General features: G+C 43.2%; 13 protein-coding genes, 2 pseudogenes and 1 riboswitch. Of the genes and pseudogenes, 5 read left to right on the forward strand and 10 right to left on the reverse strand.

Annotated features, from left to right (window positions below; genetic code table 11):
• Positions 1-268: 268 nt before the first annotated feature.
• Positions 269-1084: a DMT family transporter gene (locus NBH03_RS07265; RefSeq protein ID WP_250798593.1), complete on the reverse strand. Its 816-nt coding sequence runs from the start codon at positions 1082-1084 to the stop codon at positions 269-271.
• A 572-nt stretch (positions 1085-1656) separates the two neighbouring features.
• On the opposite strand from NBH03_RS07265, the gene mgtE reads away from it, so the two are divergent.
• The 3 genes from mgtE (at position 1657) to NBH03_RS07280 (ending at position 4339) form a co-directional block, all read left to right on the forward strand.
• Positions 1657-3048, forward strand: a complete 1392-nt coding sequence (gene mgtE, locus NBH03_RS07270; protein ID WP_250798608.1) for a magnesium transporter — start codon at positions 1657-1659, stop codon at positions 3046-3048.
• Between the two features lie 80 nt (positions 3049-3128).
• Positions 3129-3560: a MarR family winged helix-turn-helix transcriptional regulator gene (locus NBH03_RS07275; RefSeq protein ID WP_250798615.1), complete on the forward strand. Its 432-nt coding sequence runs from the start codon at positions 3129-3131 to the stop codon at positions 3558-3560.
• Positions 3561-3562: 2 nt separating this feature from the next.
• Positions 3563-4339, forward strand: coding sequence for a sulfite exporter TauE/SafE family protein (locus NBH03_RS07280; RefSeq protein ID WP_250798617.1), 777 nt, complete (start codon positions 3563-3565; stop codon positions 4337-4339).
• 165 nt (positions 4340-4504) lie between these two features.
• On the opposite strand, the pseudogene NBH03_RS07285 reads toward NBH03_RS07280, so the two are convergent.
• The 7 genes and pseudogenes from NBH03_RS07285 to NBH03_RS07310 all read right to left on the reverse strand — a co-directional run.
• Positions 4505-5302, reverse strand: a pseudogene (locus NBH03_RS07285) (FGGY-family carbohydrate kinase); the annotation flags it as partial.
• A 143-nt stretch (positions 5303-5445) separates the two neighbouring features.
• Entirely contained in the window at positions 5446-6099 is a 654-nt protein-coding gene (gene fsa / locus NBH03_RS07290) for a fructose-6-phosphate aldolase (protein WP_117540523.1), read from the reverse strand.
• A 138-nt stretch (positions 6100-6237) separates the two neighbouring features.
• Positions 6238-6924, reverse strand: a pseudogene (locus NBH03_RS07295) (L-ribulose-5-phosphate 4-epimerase); the annotation flags it as partial.
• 115 nt (positions 6925-7039) lie between these two features.
• Positions 7040-8143, reverse strand: a complete 1104-nt coding sequence (gene tnpB, locus NBH03_RS07300; protein WP_250798621.1) for an IS200/IS605 family element RNA-guided endonuclease TnpB — start codon at positions 8141-8143, stop codon at positions 7040-7042.
• Between the two features lie 18 nt (positions 8144-8161).
• Positions 8162-8566: an IS200/IS605 family transposase gene (tnpA, locus tag NBH03_RS16115; RefSeq protein WP_250798623.1), complete on the reverse strand. Its 405-nt coding sequence runs from the start codon at positions 8564-8566 to the stop codon at positions 8162-8164.
• Between the two features lie 259 nt (positions 8567-8825).
• Entirely contained in the window at positions 8826-8951 is a 126-nt protein-coding gene (locus NBH03_RS15870; protein ID WP_256167353.1) for a hypothetical protein, read from the reverse strand.
• A 3-nt stretch (positions 8952-8954) separates the two neighbouring features.
• The gene (locus NBH03_RS07310) at positions 8955-11651 is read right to left on the reverse strand and encodes a hybrid sensor histidine kinase/response regulator (RefSeq protein ID WP_250798631.1); all 2697 of its coding nucleotides are present in this window, start codon (positions 11649-11651) and stop codon (positions 8955-8957) included.
• Positions 11652-11907: 256 nt separating this feature from the next.
• Positions 11908-12047, forward strand: a riboswitch (glycine riboswitch).
• Between NBH03_RS07310 and NBH03_RS07315 the strand changes: the two genes are divergently transcribed.
• A complete protein-coding gene (locus NBH03_RS07315; protein ID WP_250798634.1) occupies positions 12048-13454 on the forward strand; it encodes an alanine/glycine:cation symporter family protein in 1407 nt (468 codons plus the stop codon).
• Between the two features lie 282 nt (positions 13455-13736).
• Complete coding sequence (locus NBH03_RS07320; protein WP_250798636.1) at positions 13737-15092, forward strand: MATE family efflux transporter; 1356 nt, start codon at positions 13737-13739, stop codon at positions 15090-15092.
• Positions 15093-15159: 67 nt separating this feature from the next.
• Here NBH03_RS07320 and NBH03_RS07325 read toward each other — a convergent pair whose 3' ends face one another.
• Both NBH03_RS07325 and rfbD read right to left on the reverse strand, forming a co-directional pair.
• Positions 15160-16431 carry a dicarboxylate/amino acid:cation symporter gene (locus tag NBH03_RS07325; RefSeq protein ID WP_250798637.1) on the reverse strand — a complete coding sequence of 424 codons (1272 nt, stop codon included), beginning with the start codon at positions 16429-16431 and terminating at the stop codon, positions 15160-15162.
• A gap of 4 nt (positions 16432-16435) precedes the next feature.
• Positions 16436-17284 carry a dTDP-4-dehydrorhamnose reductase gene (gene rfbD / locus NBH03_RS07330; protein WP_250798639.1) on the reverse strand — a complete coding sequence of 283 codons (849 nt, stop codon included), beginning with the start codon at positions 17282-17284 and terminating at the stop codon, positions 16436-16438.
• Positions 17285-17537: the final 253 nt, after the last annotated feature.

A 17537-nucleotide genomic window follows, 5' to 3' on the forward strand; every position in this document is an offset into this window, starting at 1 on the left:
CTGAGTCATCCGGTTGTGTACTCCGGGATATCCGTCAGATACTTGTTTAAATCGATTTCTCCCATCAATCCGTCAAATGTTAAAACAGGATCCAGCAGATCCAAACAATCCGAAAGGAACAGACATTTTTTTGTTTGCAGCCGCCAGCACAGAAGCACCCATGATTTATTTCTCAAGAAAAACCGTAATAGTGCCCTCTAATAATTTTCTCCAAAGTTTGACAATATTCCCCACAGCAATGGCATTAATCAGTGTTCCTTCCCTGACATCAGTCATCACCATACATGGCTTCGGATTTACGATGCACATTGATTTCATTTTCTTTTGCTCGAATGACATCCGGGTCGGATTCTTTGTTGTACAGAAGAGTATCAACAAGATGCCATATGTCATCTTCAGAAATGTTGGTTTTACAGTATCCATACGTTTCAAAATCATATGAGAGTTTCTTATTGATTTTGTCATGTGTGATGTATTCATCTGTTTCCGGCACGTCGGGATATCTTGTTATCCATTTTTCATGCCATGTTTTCTGAATATCAAAATACTGTGACCGAATTTCTGGTTTTTTGCGAGCCAGAGCAAGACCAAATTTTTCATCATACATCGTAAGTCCTTTATCTTTTATATTTGCATAATAAAAGATATTGCTTATCTGTGACATGATGTAAAACGGTAGTGCAACTTCAATAGTTGTATCTGTAGGTTTGATACGTTCGAACATGTGATGATTTTCCTTTCTGTTAAAATGAAACTGTTTTTTCTGTGATATAACCAGACCAATGAATATCAGTGCCGCACCAGCCACTGAGGCCATGGTCATTTCCTCATGAAGCACCAGAAACAGGAAATTGGCGAGGACTTCCGGCTTCATCAGTATCTCCGGTTTCCAGCTGGCTTTCTGCTGGATCAGCACTGGGATCAAAAATAGAATACCATAGAAATACACTCTTCTTGTAACGGCCACGATCGGATATTCCCACTCACCGATTTTCTTGATCAGCGCCGAATAGCAGCCCCATGAGATCATCGCCAGAAAGGCCAGACCATCTCCCTGGGGATTAAGCTGCAGATTTTTCCGCATGGCGCCTATCTCAACTAATGGTAACCGAAAATCTATATATTTTCAATATCTATCCATTTTTTTAGCGCCCGACATTTCAAGTTTTCCCCAAAAAAACTAAAGAAAACTTTACCATAAAAATTGTTTTTAGAGGGGTTGTCTTTTCCAGATTTTTCTGTTATTATCCAAAAGGATTATCTCTATGCGAGATTCCCCACTTCTATAAGTGGTCAATCATTGACAAAATTTGAAAGTTAAACGGAGGTGAGTTTTCATGGACAGTTGCATAGGTCGAAGTAAGATATGCGGTGAACAGAAGTATACAGTCAGAATGCGGCTATTCGGAAAGCTCAGCCTTAGACCCATAAGCAAATCTTAATACAATATTTGTGCCTGCAAAGCAGACACAACCTATTCGTATGGAATTTGCCTCTGCTTTGCAGACATGGTGCCTTTGGGCAGCCTCCTCTCTATACGCAATCTATATTTTCGTGCGTTCTTTTGTACATCGCATCCAACAGTCTATGCTATTAAACTGAAACGTGAAGCGATGTATTTTTTATGCCCTTTTTTAGGGTGACAAGGAGGACGACATGAAAAGAAAAATGTTTTACAAGAAAGATTATGTAAAAGAACTGTTAAAGATTATCCGCACAGAAACAGATACCACCAAATTGCCAAAGCTGCTTTCCGATTACCATGAGAAAGATATTGCTGAAGCGATCACCTTACTGAGCGAAACCGAAAGAAGACAACTCTATCCTGTCCTCGGCGCACAGAAAGTAGCCGAAATCTTTTCCTATCTGGACGATTCTGAGAAATATATTGAAGAACTGCCGATTGAAAAGGCTGCCAAAGTGGTTTCTTACATGGATGCCGATGATGCACTGGACATTCTGGATGATCTGACCGAACACAAAAAACAGGAACTTGTCAACCATCTGGATGAAGATACCCGAAAGGACGTCCGCAGACTGCTTTCCTATGATGATGACGAAATCGGCAGCTGCATGACCAACAACTTCATCTGCATTTCCGACAAATTATCCATCCGTGAAGCCATGAGCACTCTCATTCGCCAAGCTGGTGAACATGACAATATTTCCACCATTTACGTTGTGGATAAGGATGAGAAATTTGTAGGTGCCATTGATCTGAAGGATTTGATCATTGCCCGCGAAAATGATGCCCTGTCCGACATTATTAGTCGTTCCTATCCTTATGTCTGCGAACACGAGAAAATCAACGACTGCATTGACAAGATTGCCGATTACGAAGAAGACTCTCTTCCTGTTCTGACCAAAGAGGGCCGTATCGCCGGCATCCTGACCGCAACGGACATTGTGGAACTCGTTGACGATGCCATGGGCGATGATTATGCAAAGCTCGGTGGTCTGACATCTGAAGAAGACTTAAATGAACCGACCATCATCAGCATGAAGAAAAGACTGCCTTGGCTGATCATCCTGTTATTTCTGGGCATGGGTGTATCCTCGGTTGTGGGTATCTTCGAATCCGTTGTTGCCGTTCTGCCGATTGTTATCTGCTTCCAGTCACTGGTTCTTGATATGGCAGGCAATGTCGGCACACAGTCCCTGGCTGTTACTATCCGTGTTCTGATGGATGAAAACCTGAACACAAGAAAGAAACTCTACCTTCTCGGCAAGGAAATGAGAATCGGTTTCTTCAATGGCATCAGCCTTGGCCTGATGGCTCTGGTATTTCTCGGTGTCTACATCCACTTTTTCAAGAAATACGCATGGCTTTCCGCTTTCCTGATCTCTGGCTGTGTCGGCCTCTCACTTATTGTGGCCATGGTAGTTTCCAGCATGATCGGCACCATTGTGCCAATGTTTTTCCACAAAATCCACGTGGACCCGGCGGTTGCATCCGGACCGCTGATTACAACTGTCAATGATCTGGTAGCTGTCGTTACATACTATGGACTGGCAATGGTATTCCTGATTGATGTTTTCCATATTTGACAAAAGTCTCCTTATGGTTTATATTAGTTCATAAATAGATATTTCAAATTTGAACTAATTATTCCATAAGGAGGCTTTTTGTGAAATTAGGTATTGAATTTTCAAGGAAACTGTCTCTGGCCTATGAAAGCATATGCAAACCGCTCTGCCATGAACTGAAACTGCCCCAGACAGCTTTTGATATTCTTATGTTTCTGGCCAATAATCCTGAATTCAAAACAGCCAGAGATATTGTCGAAGTCCGAAAGCTTAAAGCGAATCTTGTCTCTGTCAACATTGATAAGCTTGTGAATGAAGGTTATCTAATCCGAAAGAATGTAGAAGGTGACCGACGTAAAGTCCAGCTTCTCTGTACCGATAAGGCACAGCCTATCATCAGCAGAGGCCAGCAGCTGCAGGAACACTTTGTTGAACAGCTTTTTGCAGACATCGACGATGCCACACGTCAAACCATATTCCAGGGTATGCAGCAAATGGAACTCAATCTGAATCTTATTCTGGAGGACAACTAGTTATGCATTTACTTTTTACGATTATTGTTACTTTTTTTGCCGGCATGGGAGCCGGTCTCGGAACAGGTTTTGCCGGTATGAGTGCTGCCGCCGTCATCAGTCCGATTCTCATCACCTTTCTCGGTATTGACCCCTATATGGCCGTAGGCATTGCATTATCATCCGATGTACTGGCCAGCGCCGTTTCTGCTTATACTTACGGCAAGAACAAGAATCTGGATATCAAAAACGGCCTGATCATGATGGTTACTGTCCTGATCTTCACTGTTGTGGGCAGCTATATATCCAGCCTGGTTCCATCCGCAACCATGGGCAATTTCTCCGTCTTTATGACTTTCCTGTTGGGTATCAAATTCATTGTGAGACCGGTTATGACTACCAAGGAAGCGATGCAGGGCGTATCCACTAAGAAACGTGCCATGCAGTCTGTTATCTGCGGTATCATTATCGGATTTATATGCGGCTTTATCGGTGCCGGCGGCGGTATGATGATGCTTCTGATCCTGACTTCTGTTCTGGGATACGAACTCAAAACAGCCGTTGGAACAAGCGTCTTTATCATGACCTTCACCGCATTTACCGGAGCAGTCTCTCATTTTGCCATCGGCGGCCTGCCGGATCCTGCTGTCTGGATCCTGTGCATCATCTTCACTCTGATCTGGGCCAGAATTGCTGCGGTATTGGCCAACAAAGCCACACCAAAGACATTGAACCGTGCAACCGGTGTAATCCTTGTTGTTCTCGGGGTCGTTGTTATGGCGTTCTCATTTTTATCGTAAATAACAAAATAAAACACACTCTGTGAATTCCGGCTCATAATTCACAAAATTTGAAGCACTCATTGCGTAAATGAGTGCTTCATTTGTTTTACTGCGTTAACATTTTCTTTCGCCGATTATCTGTTTTTAACCGAGAATTTTCACCGAATCGTTTTTCTTGTTCTCTCAAAACAATTCCTTTACAGTCGGATAAATCCTTCTGAAATACTGATAGCGTTCTTCGTATTTCCTGGTCAGCTCAGGTTCCGGTGTCACTGTGTCCACCACCTTGACAATCTTTGCTGCTGCAGTCTCCACATCCGGATATTCTCCGCATCCCACAGCCGCCAGCATAGCACCTCCGAGTGCCGGGCCTTCTTCATTCTCAAGAACATCCACTTTCAGATTCATTACATTGGCAATGATCTGACGCCACAGAGGGCTCTTCGCACCGCCGCCGCAGATTTTCGTTCTCTCAGGGCTGATACCGAGACTTCTGGCTACCTCCAGAGAATCTCTCAGACCAAAAGCAACTCCTTCCAGCACTGCCTGGGTCATTTCCTCTCTTGTTGTATCCATAGACATGCCGATGAACATAGCTCTTGCGTCCGGATTATTGTGGGGCGAACGCTCACCCATCAGATACGGAAGAAAATAGACATGATTTTCACCCAGCTTCGTAATTCCCGCCTGCTCCGCGCTATAATCTTTGGTTTTCAGAATTTCTTCATTCCACCATTTATTGCAGGATGCCGCACTGAGCATGCAGCCCATCAGGTGGTAATGACCATCCGCATGGGCAAAGGAATGCAGCGCATTGTATTCATCCACACCGAAATGCTCACTGGAAATGAAAATTGTTCCGGAAGTCCCCAGCGAAATATTGCATTTGCCTTCTCCCACTGTACCTGTTCCCACTGCCGCTGCTGCATTATCGCCGGCACCGGCAATAATTTTTACATTTTCAGAAAAGCCCAGTTCCTCATTTTCTTTTTGCGCAAAATACCATAAAATCGCATTTTCTTTTCTTTAATATTATAGTAAAATCGCATTTTCTTCAAGAGGAGTTTATAAAGAAAGCCGACAGTTACACATGAACTGACGGCTCTCCGCATAACATAAATTTTCTATTCGCCGAATACAGCCTTATAATCTGCCTGGAATTTAGCAATACCCTGATCTGTCAGCGGATGATGTGTCATCTGCTCGATTACCTTGTAAGGAACTGTTGCGATATGCGCACCTGCCAGTGCACAATCTGTTACGTGCATTGGATGTCTGATAGATGCAGCGATGATCTCTGTTTCGAGGCCATAGTTGTCAAAAATTGTTACGATATCTTCGATCAGGCTGATACCTGCTGTGCTGATATCATCCAATCTGCCGAGGAATGGGGATACATATGTAGCACCTGCTCTTGCAGCCAGTAAAGCCTGGTTTGCTGTGAAGATCAGTGTAACGTTTGTCTTGATGCCTTCTGCAGACAGAACCTTAACAGCCTTTAAACCTTCAACTGTCATAGGAATCTTAACAACCATGTTTGGATGGATAGCTGCGATTTCACGGCCCTCTTTGATCATGCCTTCTGCATCAACAGTTGTAGCCTTTACTTCGCCGCTGATCGGTCCGTCAACGATCGTTGTGATCTCTTTGATGACTTCCTTGAAATCTCTGCCTTCTTTGGCGATCAGGGATGGGTTCGTTGTAACGCCGCAGATAACGCCCATGTCATTTGCTTTTCTGATATCTTCTACATTCGCTGTGTCAATAAAAAATTTCATAATTTTACCTCCTGGGGCCTTTCGCCCTTAATTATATGATAATTTGTAACTGTTCAAAGCCAAGCAAAATTTCAAAAACCAGATATAAAATGCTTGCATTTTTAAGTTACGATAATTGCTACCTCGTTTAACGGAAATCTATTTACCCGGCTGACCATAGTACGCATTGGCACCATGTTTTCTGAAATAATGCTTATCCTGAAGTTCCTGCGGTGCAGGCTGAACCTTCGGATTGATCAGCTCGCAGCGGGCTGCCATCTTGGCAACTTCTTCCAGAACAACGGCATTGTGTACAGCCTCATGGGCATCCTTGCCCCATGTGAACGGTCCGTGATTCTTGCAGAGAACGGCAGGTGTCGCAATATAATCCAGACCCGGACGGTCAAATTCATTCGCGATCAGGACACCTGTATTCTTCTCATAAGCTTCATTGATCTCTTTCTCTGTAAGATTTCTCACACAAGGTACCTCGCCGTACAGATAATCGGCATGGGTTGTCCCGTAGCATGGAATACCACGGCCGGCCTGTGCCCAGCTTGTGGCCCATGGTGAATGAGTATGTACGATACCGCCGATCTTCGGAAAACGGTTATATAAGACAACATGTGTCTCTGTATCAGAAGACGGATTGTAATCGCCCTCTACTTTATTGCCATTCAGATCTACAACAACCATATCTTCCGGTCTCAGTTTGTCATAATCCACACCGCTCGGCTTGATGACAAAAAGGCCCTTCTCGCGGTCAATCCCGCTGACATTGCCCCATGTAAAAGTCACAAGCTGATACTTCGGAAGCAGCATATTGGCTTCGTAGACTTCTTTCTTTTAATTCGTGAACTGCCCATTGTCTAAAGCCAATGGGCTTCCTGCTTCGCAGACCTCGTAACCTACTATCTCCACAGGCGTTAATTCGGGCAGTCCCTGCCCTATATTGTTATTTTTATGCTATTTGTCTTAATCCTTCTTCCAGTATATTTTTTGCTGCGTTGATATCCCTGTCATGATTTGTTCCACAGACAGGACATGTCCATTCCCTTACTGATAGATTTTTTGTCTCTGTATTTTGGTATCCACAGACTGAACACAGCTGACTACTGGCATAGAATGTGTCTATTTTGACATATTTCCTGCCATTCCACTTTGCCTTATATTCTAACTGTTTTGTCAGCTCATACCATGATACATCACTTATAGACTTTGCCAAACGGTGATTTTTTACCATGTTTTTTATCTGCAAATCTTCCGAAACTATCACTTGGTTTTCGCTGATAATCTCATGGGACATCTTGTGCAGATAATCTTTTCTGGTATTTGTTATTTTTTCATGGCATAATGCTATCTTTTTCTTTGTTTTGTAGTAATTTTGACTTCTTTTCTCTTTATGGGCTAACTGCCTTTGCAGTTTTATCAGTTTCTTTTCGTATTTTCTGATGATTTTTGGATTTTCGTATTTCTTTCCAGCAGAAGTAATACATAACTCCTTAATACCTAAATCTATTCCTGTATTTTGATTTACATGTGGCAGTTCCACGTGTTCTGTTTCCACTAAAATTGATACATAATATTTTTCACTCGGAATTTGTGATATCGTTGCCGATTTTATCTGCCCGCTAAAATTTCTATGCAGTTTTGCTTTTACATTTTTTATTTTAGGCAGTTTTACTCTATTTCCCTCGAAATCTACTGCTATATTGCCATTCGTAAAATTTGTTGTATATGACTTATGATTATCGTGTTTACTCTTAAACTTCGGATAACCTGCATGTTCCTTAAAAAATTTCTGATATGCAGCATCCATGTTGTAAATCGCATTTGTCAGAGCAAATTTATCCACTTCTTTCAGCCATTCATATTCTTTCTTTAATTGTCTGTTGCAGTAATTGTTACAGTCAGTTTTACTAACTGATTTTTTCTCTTTCTCATATACTTCTTTCCGGTATGCCAGTGTCTGATTATATACAAAACGGCAACAACCAAATGTTTTTGCAAGTTGTATTTTCTGCTCATTATTAGGATATATTCTGTATTTATATGCCTTTAACATCCACTGTCACCCTCTTTCTCAACCTTGATTTTTTATATATCTTTTCAGCATTTCTTCCGATACATTTCCTACACTACATGCAAAATATCCATCTGTCCAAAAGGTATGTTCTTTCCAAAATTGTTTTCGTAAATATTGAGGATATCTTTTCCATATATGGTATGTTGTATAGCTCTTCATCAGGTTTACAATCTTACTAATAGACATTGTTGGTTCTGTCTCTATCATGTAATGAATATGGTCTTTATCCGTTTCCATATATCTGATAATAACACTGTGCCTTTGACATATCTCATATGAATACTGCTTTATATCATCTGATATCTGTCTCGAAACCAGTAATTTCTTCCTATATTTGCAGACGAAAATAATGTGATATTGTAATAGGTATTTGTGTCTGTTTTTAGATTTCCATGTCCCCATGCCATGAGTATACAATAATTTTTGATTTTTGGCTACCTTAACCCACCGTCTAAAGCCAGTGGGATTGCGGTAGCCTTATTTCAACTGCTATTGCACCTTTATTAAAGTTAGCAAGACTGAATCGGCTGGTTGGTTTTCTCACAAAGAGTGGACGGCCCTCTGTGATATCGGTAATATTTTCCCCTGAATAGTAACCGTAAGACATCATATCACCACAGTCTGCATCACCCTCCATGGCCACTTTGAATAAAAAAGGCCGCTAAGATTCATATGAAAACGCTTTCCTTTTTCCATGGCATCTGTCAGCGACAATTTGCCAGTCGATACTGTTCTTGATACTCTGGCGTATAATAATCTCATCCTCGACCAAGTATACTTTTACCATTGTTTAATCCTTCTTCTCCATTTTTGCATTTCCCGTTTTTCTGACGGACGCCAACGCTGCAATCAAAGCATGAATATCCAGCGGCTTAGCCAGATGGCCTGTCATCCCTGCCGCAAGACACTTGTCCATATCCGTTTTGGCAACATTCGCTGTCATGGCTATGATCGGTATCGTATTTCCATGGTACTGATCCATTTTGCGGAGCATCTTTGTCGCTTCCAGACCATTCATCACCGGCATCTGCATATCCATCAGAATCGCATCATAAGTGCCTTCCGGTGCCTCCATAAATCTTTCAACACAGATCTTTCCATTTTCCGCCTGCTCACTTGTAATACCATGCATTGCCAGAATCTCATGAGCAACTTCATAGTTCAGTTCATTATCCTCTGCAATCAGAACATGCATCCCCTCACAGTCTGTCAGGTCAGATTCTGTCGATGACTGACCAGCCATTTCAAGATCAGATTCCATCGGAGACTGAAGGATCATGTCGGAATCTGCTTCTTCAAAAGGAAAATCAAAGACAACTCTGAATGTTGTACCAACACCTACAGCACTTTGTACTTCGATCCTGCCGTTCATCCGATCCACCAGTTCCTTGACAATCGCCAATCCCAGACCGCTGCCGCGGACTTTATTGATTCTTGTATCCACAGATCTCGAAAAACGTTCATACATTTTCTTCATATAGTCTTCTGTCATACCAATTCCGTTGTCCTGTACAATTGACACAAGACGTACACATCCCGGACTGTCTGATGTTTCTTCATATAATTCAAAATGGACCATGCCGCCTTCCGGTGTATATTTGACAGCGTTGGATACCAGATTCACATAGATCTGTTTCAGACGAATAGCATCTGCATCAATCTGAGGATGCAATATATCATGCGCCTGACAGGTCATATGCAGCTTTCGGTCTGCTGTCATCTGGCCCATTATATCCTGGAAATCACGGAAAAACGTCATCACATTAAAAAATGCAGGCTCAATATGAAAATGTCCGCTCTCGATCTGGCTGATATCCGTAACATCATCCACCAGCCGTTGAATATAACGCCCTGCAGACTGCAGCTTGTCCAGGTTCTCACTGACAATAGACTTCTCGTCAATATGCGCTTTGGCAATATAGGCAAATCCAAGAACTGCGTTAAGGGGTGTCCGGATATCATGGGCCATTCTTGAAAGAAAGTCTGTTTTAGCTTCATTCTCCCGGTTGGCTGCCTCTGCCGCCATAAACCAGTTGCGCTCACGCAGCATAACGTCGCTGACTTCACGGGTCACATACAAAACCTTTGTCACGACTCCCTGCTCATTCCTGTTTTTAGCAATGAAACGTGCCAGTTGCCAGTTGCCGTCCGGAACCATATATTCCAATGTAACTGTATCTGTGTTCTTCAGACGTTCCTGCAATGTCGAAAGATCAAAGAAACGCATAATCCGGTCCTGATAATCTCTGGCAACAACTGCCTTACAGATTTCAACCATCTTCTCAGAAGCTTTACCGGATACACCTGTCATCTTGTGATCTTCATTGATACTGACAACTTCATCATACACATCCTTCTCAAGGTCAATTCTGTAAATCGAAAAATAAATCTTACTGATGGCGGAGATAATCTCATTATTGATCCTGGTCTCATTCAATGCCTCTCTGAGCACTCTCTGCTTCTCCCGATCCTCCCTGACAATGTCATCAATAAAACGAAAACCGATCAACACCTTGAAATTCTCTTCATCGATGGCCATTCTGGTGATCTGTGCCTCAAAATATTCATGGCCTGCACCATTCGGAAGACTCTGGAAACGAAAGGAAATCCTGTCACGCGACTTCAGTTCTCGCATCAGTCTCTCAGCATTCAGCCTTTTCTTCAACTTCCGGGCTTCTTCCTGCATCATAAACTGACGACAATAGCTCTCTATAATCTCTTTATAAGAAAGTGTCATATATTCTTCCGATGCCGACACCTGCAGAACATTTGCCTCCGGATCAACCTTGAGAATCTCAAGATAATCCTTTTTCAAATCTGCAAAAAAAACGGATATGTAATCCTGGCAAAGAACCTGCAGAAATCGCTGTTCCCTCTGAAATGCGTCAATACTGGCCTGCAGTGCATTCTGCTTCTCATCCAGCAAATTCGACTTATGGCAGCTGTCATAAGCACTGCCTAAATGGCTTCCCACCACTGTCAGCAGATTGATCAGAGACTGTGATTCATCCAAAATCGGATCGTCCAGTCCGATAAACCCCCACAATGTGTCTGTATGAAACATCGGAAAAACAATCACTGTATGAATATCCTGAGCCTTAAGCAGACGATATTCCAGCGGCATCTCATCCTTTGCCGCCTCTATATCTTCAATTACCACTTTCTCTCCACGCAGGAACTGTCTGTGCCAATATGGCATCTCCATAAACGGAACAGCCTGAAGATTGTCCATCTGGGGTTTGACGCCTTCCGCGCACCACTCACTGGTGTTGCGGTAAATACTCTGTTTTTCTATAAATTCAAAAGTATAGGCACGTCCGGCTTTCGTATATTCTCCTATGTATTCAAGAATGCCTTGTATCGCCCGGTTCAACTCTTCCATTGTTCGCGAACGGTCGATGGTCACCATCTGGTTCAATACGATTTCCAGACCGCTTAAATGGCTTGATGCCTTTTGCTGTTTCACTACGCTGTCTGATTTTCTCATTGGCTGTTCACCTTCCTGATCACTTTTCTGATTTATTTATTTCTAGCTTACCATATAACATCCAACCTTGCAATCAACATAGAATAATTCGCTGACTCCGCATCTTTCTGCCGGTTAAAATATATCTGGAATATATCCGAAACCATCTTGCATCTTTACGCTACCATGGTAAAATTTTACAGTTTTTTCTTTTTTTCACAAAAATACATTGAATTTCCTTTTTCCCTATGCTAATATTTATTTCATTGTATTACTGAATTAATACTCAGGAGAGTCTCTTCACAATGCATCATGCAAAATACAAAGGAAGAGCGCCGAAGGTGTACACAGTTGCGGTGTTTTTGATTGAATACGCCCAACTGCAAATCTCTCAGGCAAAAGGATGGAGGAAAAAGAATGTTTACACAAATCAACAATCTCATCAACTGGTTGGACGCGGTCGTATGGGGACTGCCTCTGATCATCTTAATCCTGTTCACAGGATGTCTCTTAACAATCCGCTTAGGTGTTCTTCAAATCAGACATCTCGGCAAAGCACTCAAGTTCATGATTAAAAATGAAGACGGCGGCGAAGGTGAAGTATCCAGTTTCGGAGCTTTATGTACAGCTCTTTCCGCAACCATCGGTACAGGCAATATCGTCGGTGTTGCAACTGCCATTGCTGCCGGCGGCCCCGGCGCTCTTTTCTGGATGGTCATTGCTGCTTTTCTCGGTATGGCGACTAAATATGCCGAAGGTCTGTTAGCAATCAAATACCGTACAATCGATAACGAAGGCCATGTTCTCGGCGGTCCTTTCTACTATATTGAAAACGGGATGGGACACGGATGGCGTTGGCTTGCCAAAATTTTTGCCTTCTTCGGTGCCGGTGTTGGTCTGTTCGGTATCGGTACCTTTACACAGGTCAATGGTATCGCTTCCGCAGTGAAAAATTTCTTTGATCCGAATATGGCACATACCGTCACACTGTTCGGCAATACCTACTCATGGGCAACCGTTATCGCCTGTCTTGTGCTGACATTATGTGTCGGTCTGGTTGTTCTCGGCGGCATCCAGCGAATTTCCAAAGTTGCTCAGATTGTTGTGCCTTTTATGGCAGTTCTTTATGTAGCTCTGGCATTGATCATCCTGATCACCAACATCACAGCTGTTCCGGCTGCCATCGTAACCATCGTGAAATCTGCTTTTACAGGCAGTGCTTTGGCCGGCGGCGCTATGGGTACTATGATCATGGCTATGCAGAAAGGTATCCAGCGAGGTATCTTCTCCAACGAATCCGGTCTCGGAAGCGCACCTATCGCTGCTGCCGCCGCTCAGACAAAAGAGCCTGTCCGTCAGGGTCTTGTCTCTATGACAGGTACATTTATCGATACAATCGTTATCTGCTCCATGACAGGTCTTTCTATCGTTATTACCGGAACATGGAATACCGGCCTTGAAGGTGTTGCCATCACTACAACTGCTTTCCAGCAGGGTCTTCCGTTCCCTCCGGTTGTGGCATCTTTCTCACTGATGCTCTGCCTTGTATTCTTCGCATTTACAACCATCCTCGGCTGGGATTACTATGGCGAACGCTGTCTGGAATATCTTCTGAACAGAAACCAGACAGCTGTCAAAACCTACCGTTGGCTGTACATTATCTGCGTTTTCATCGGTCCTTATATGACCGTTGCTGCCGTATGGAACATTGCCGATATCTTTAATGCACTGATGGCATTCCCGAACTTAATCGCACTGCTGGCATTGAATGGCGTGGTAAGAAACGAAACAAAGGATTACTTTAAACGGCATCCGGAGTTATAAAGGGCAAAACTTTCCCAAATCTCAATAAACTGTAAAGAATGAACGAATTCATAGCAGACACGTTCATTCTTTACAGTTTTCTTTCGTTTTGATTCCTAATATAGTTGTTTTGAATATTTCTGAGTCGTCTCGCTCAATTCCTGAGAATATTTTTCTGAACCGTCATTAAATCAGCCTTCTATATAAAAAATCTATAGGATAGATATAAAAACAATATTTTTCATATAGTTCATTTCATGTTATACTACATCAAGAAAAATTCGTAAACAAGGAATGATTTTTATGAAACGCATTGATTTTGAAAATGGCAATATCGTCAGCAACATTCTGAAAGCCGCTCTGCCGATGCTTGTAGCCCAGATCATGAGTCTTCTCTACAATATCGTTGACCGTGTCTATATTGCCCGTATCCCTGACGTTGGCACCACGGCTCTCGGCGCTGTTGGACTCTGTTTCCCGATCATCGTCATTATCACAGCCTTCAGCAACCTGTTCGGCACCGGCGGTGCGCCGATCTTCTCCATTGAACGCGGCAAAGGCAATCATGCGAAAGCCGGACTTCTGATGAATACATCCTTTACCCTGCTGGCATTATGCGCGGTTATCCTGATGATCGTAGGACTGCTCTTTGCCAGACCGATTCTGGTACTTTTTGGTGCTTCTGATGCCGGGTTGGCCTATGCATACCCCTACCTGATGATCTATCTGCTCGGTACATTTCCATCCATGGCTGCCACCGGCATGAATCCTTTCATTAATGCCCAGGGCTATGCAACAACCGGCATGGCTTCTGTTATCATCGGCGCTGTCGCCAACCTTCTGCTGGATCCGCTGTTTATCTTTGTATTCGGACTCGGCATCAAAGGCGCCGCCATTGCCACGGTTATTTCGCAGACATTGTCTGCTGCCTTTGTTTTGTACTTTTTACACTACAAAGCAGAATATCGGATCCGTTTTCTTTCCAAAACCGAACTGGCAGCCTGCGGTGAAGATGCCAAAAATATCGTCAGCCTCGGAACTGCCGGATTTATTATGCAGCTGACCAACAGTCTTGTCACTATCTGCGCCAACAATGTCCTGTCCGTTACAGGCGGTGATGTCTACATATCCGTTATGACCATCATCTCCAGTGTCCGTCAGATGGTCGAAACGCCGATTTACGCCATCACAGAAGGTTCCTCGCCGATCATCAGCTACAATTACGGTGCCAGACGCCCCCAAAAAATACGTCAGGCCGGTATCACCATGGCTGTTTTAGCGCTGATCTATACGCTGCTCATCTGGAGCGTGATTCTGGCTGCACCTCGCTTCCTGATCGGTATTTTCAGCTCGGATCAGGCCCTGATGACCGATACCGTCCCCGCCATGAAACTTTATTTTGCTGCATTTATCTTCATGCTGCTGCAATATGTGGGTCAAACAATTTTCAAAGCCCTCAACAAGAAGAAATATGCCATCTTTTTCTCCATACTGCGTAAAGTCATCATTGTGGTGCCCCTGACTTATATCCTGCCTTATGCCCTGAACATTGGCCCAAACGGCGTTTTTATGGCCGAACCCGTCTCCAATGTTATCGGCGGCAGTCTTTGCTTCATCGTAATGCTCTCCACAGTTCTCCCTGAACTGAAACGGATGTAACAGACAAAAGGTATCCGCATTTATCAACACGGATACCTTTTATACACAATATACTTATTCAGTTCTTTTATTTGCTGTTAAATACATCCCGATTCAGTGCACCGTCCTGATTCGCCACAATGACCGTACACATTGCATCACCCGTAATATTAACCATTGTTCTGGCCATATCCAGGATTCGGTCAATACCCATGATCATGGCAATGGCCTCTACAGGAAGCCCAACAGAAGCAAATACCATAGACAATGTAATCAAACCAACAGAAGGCACACCTGCTGTACCAATGGAAGCTAATGTTGCCGTTGCGATAACAGTCAGATAATCCGTCGGTGTCAAAGTAATGCCAAATGCCTGGGCAGCAAAGCAGACGGCAACACCCTGCATGATTGCTGTACCATCCATATTGATCGTTGCTCCCAACGGAATCGTAAATGAAGAAATCTTCTTGGATACACCAATTTTTTCATCCAGGGTCTCAATTGCCATCGGAATCGTAGCATTAGATGTTGCTGTTGAAAAAGCAAAACTCATAACAGGGAAATACTTACGGATAAATCTGTACGGATTCAGTCTTGTAAAGATTGCCATCAATGCAGAATAACTGCCAAGGCAATGAATCGCCAGTGCTCCAAGTACACAGAGCATATATTTTGCCATCGGAATAAATCCCGAAAAACCGATATTGGAAAATGTTCTGGCAATCAGGCAGTACACGCCAATCGGCGCTGCCATCATGACCATATTGGTCATCTCCATCATAATATCATTGAACTGTGCAAAAAAGTTAGAAACAACTTCCACTCTTTCTCCCAGTTTTGCAAGAATAATGCCGACAAAAAGTGCAAATACGATCACCTGAAGCATGGTACCATTCGCCAATGCTCCAATGGGATTAGTCGGAATGATATTTAATAACGTCTCTGTCAGAGTCGTACTCTCAGCTACAGTGACATCCTGTGTCTGAATCGCAGCTGTATCCAGTCCAAGTCCCGGTTTGACAATCGTTCCCACCGCAAGAGCGATCGAAATCGCCAGAGCCGTTGTAAAAAGATAGAATACAATGGTCTTCACACCGACTTTGCCAAGGGTCTTCGTATCACCAATAGCCGCACTACCACAAATCAGGGAGCAGAATACAAGCGGCACAACCAGCATCTGCATGAGTCTTAAAAAGCCCTGTCCGACAACATAAAATACACCATCCACCAACACGGTATCTCTCATATATCCTGCCGGAACAAAGTAATACAGAATAATACCGGTAAATGCACCAAGGAATAAACCGATAAAAATCAGTGTGGTCATTCCCAGCTTCTTTTTGCTTTTTTCTTTTGCCATTTTCCTACCCCCTCAATTCCTGAATATAATCCCGCATCGCATCTTTCCAGTCAGGCATCTGGTAAATTCCGGTTACCTTCATCATCAGATTCTGAAGATCTGTCCTTCTCGGGCTGTTCTTGCCTGCTTCGGCAGATATTTCCTCAATTCTGCCTGTCGGATCCTGCCCCATGCATCGAAGGATCTCTTCTGCTGCTTCTACGCGGCTGCAGCACCCCTCACAGGAAGCATGATAAATACCATATTCATTGGCATCAATCATCTTCATAACAAAATCAGCAAGCACTTTGGCACTTGTCGGACTGCTGTACTGTTCTGCTGCCACCTGAATGACACCGCCTTCTTTTGCCTGACGAATCACAGAATTTACAAAACAACTGCCCTCTTTGGCATAAACCCATGAACTACGAACAATCAGATGCTTCGGGTTCAGTTCACGCACAAAATTTTCTCCCGCCAGCTTGGATTTACCAAAAATTGTATCCGGAGTTGCTGTATCAAATTCATTCAGTGGTTCATTCCCCTGTCCGTCAAATACGTCATCTGTTGACATATGAATGAGTTTTGCGCCCACTTTACGGGATGCAGAAGCAACATTTCTCGCACCAATAGCATTGACTCTGAACGCTTTCACCATATCCTCTTCCAGCCAGTTATGGGTATTATAACCTGCGCAATTAATGACGACTGCCGGATGGCTCATGTCCATAAATGCCGTCACACTATCCATGTCGGTAATATCCACATCCATATCCGATGTCAGTACATTGTATGCCATACGGTCAAGGGCATCACTAATGGTACTGCCAAGTCTTCCCTGGGCACCAATGATCCAGACTTTTGTTTTACTCATATTGTTCCTCCTTGTTGGCCTAAAAAAACAGGGCTTGTCGCCCTGTTTCACAACTCACTTTGTTCTAGTATAGCATATATTATTTGCAGCAGACAAGATTTCAGACAAAAAAATTTGATTATGTCTATGATTACTCAATTGCAAAGTTAAATTCCACCCCTCTGTGGAATTTAATCCTGCAAATCACCCTGCTTTCAAATGTGGAATTTAATTCTTCCTATTTTTACTTTATAATTCTTTATATAAACATGGC

It is taken from the genome of Coprococcus intestinalis, from assembly GCF_023656595.1.
Taxonomy (GTDB): Bacteria; Bacillota; Clostridia; order Lachnospirales; family Lachnospiraceae; genus Coprococcus_A; species Coprococcus_A intestinihominis.

Excerpts from the sequence above, each read along its gene's own strand:
- NBH03_RS07265 (WP_250798593.1), bottom strand. The coding sequence starts at position 1,084 with ATGCGGAAAAATCTGCAGCTTAATCCCCAGGGAGATGGTCTGGCCTTT.
- mgtE (WP_250798608.1), top strand. The coding sequence starts at position 1,657 with ATGAAAAGAAAAATGTTTTACAAGAAAGATTATGTAAAAGAACTGTTA.
- NBH03_RS07280 (WP_250798617.1), top strand. The coding sequence starts at position 3,563 with ATGCATTTACTTTTTACGATTATTGTTACTTTTTTTGCCGGCATGGGA.
- fsa (WP_117540523.1), bottom strand. The coding sequence starts at position 6,099 with ATGAAATTTTTTATTGACACAGCGAATGTAGAAGATATCAGAAAAGCA.
- tnpB (WP_250798621.1), bottom strand. The coding sequence starts at position 8,143 with ATGTTAAAGGCATATAAATACAGAATATATCCTAATAATGAGCAGAAA.
- tnpA (WP_250798623.1), bottom strand. The coding sequence starts at position 8,566 with ATGGGGACATGGAAATCTAAAAACAGACACAAATACCTATTACAATAT.
- NBH03_RS15870 (WP_256167353.1), bottom strand. The coding sequence starts at position 8,951 with ATGGTAAAAGTATACTTGGTCGAGGATGAGATTATTATACGCCAGAGT.
- NBH03_RS07310 (WP_250798631.1), bottom strand. The coding sequence starts at position 11,651 with ATGAGAAAATCAGACAGCGTAGTGAAACAGCAAAAGGCATCAAGCCAT.
- NBH03_RS07315 (WP_250798634.1), top strand. The coding sequence starts at position 12,048 with ATGTTTACACAAATCAACAATCTCATCAACTGGTTGGACGCGGTCGTA.
- NBH03_RS07320 (WP_250798636.1), top strand. The coding sequence starts at position 13,737 with ATGAAACGCATTGATTTTGAAAATGGCAATATCGTCAGCAACATTCTG.
- NBH03_RS07325 (WP_250798637.1), bottom strand. The coding sequence starts at position 16,431 with ATGGCAAAAGAAAAAAGCAAAAAGAAGCTGGGAATGACCACACTGATT.
- rfbD (WP_250798639.1), bottom strand. The coding sequence starts at position 17,284 with ATGAGTAAAACAAAAGTCTGGATCATTGGTGCCCAGGGAAGACTTGGC.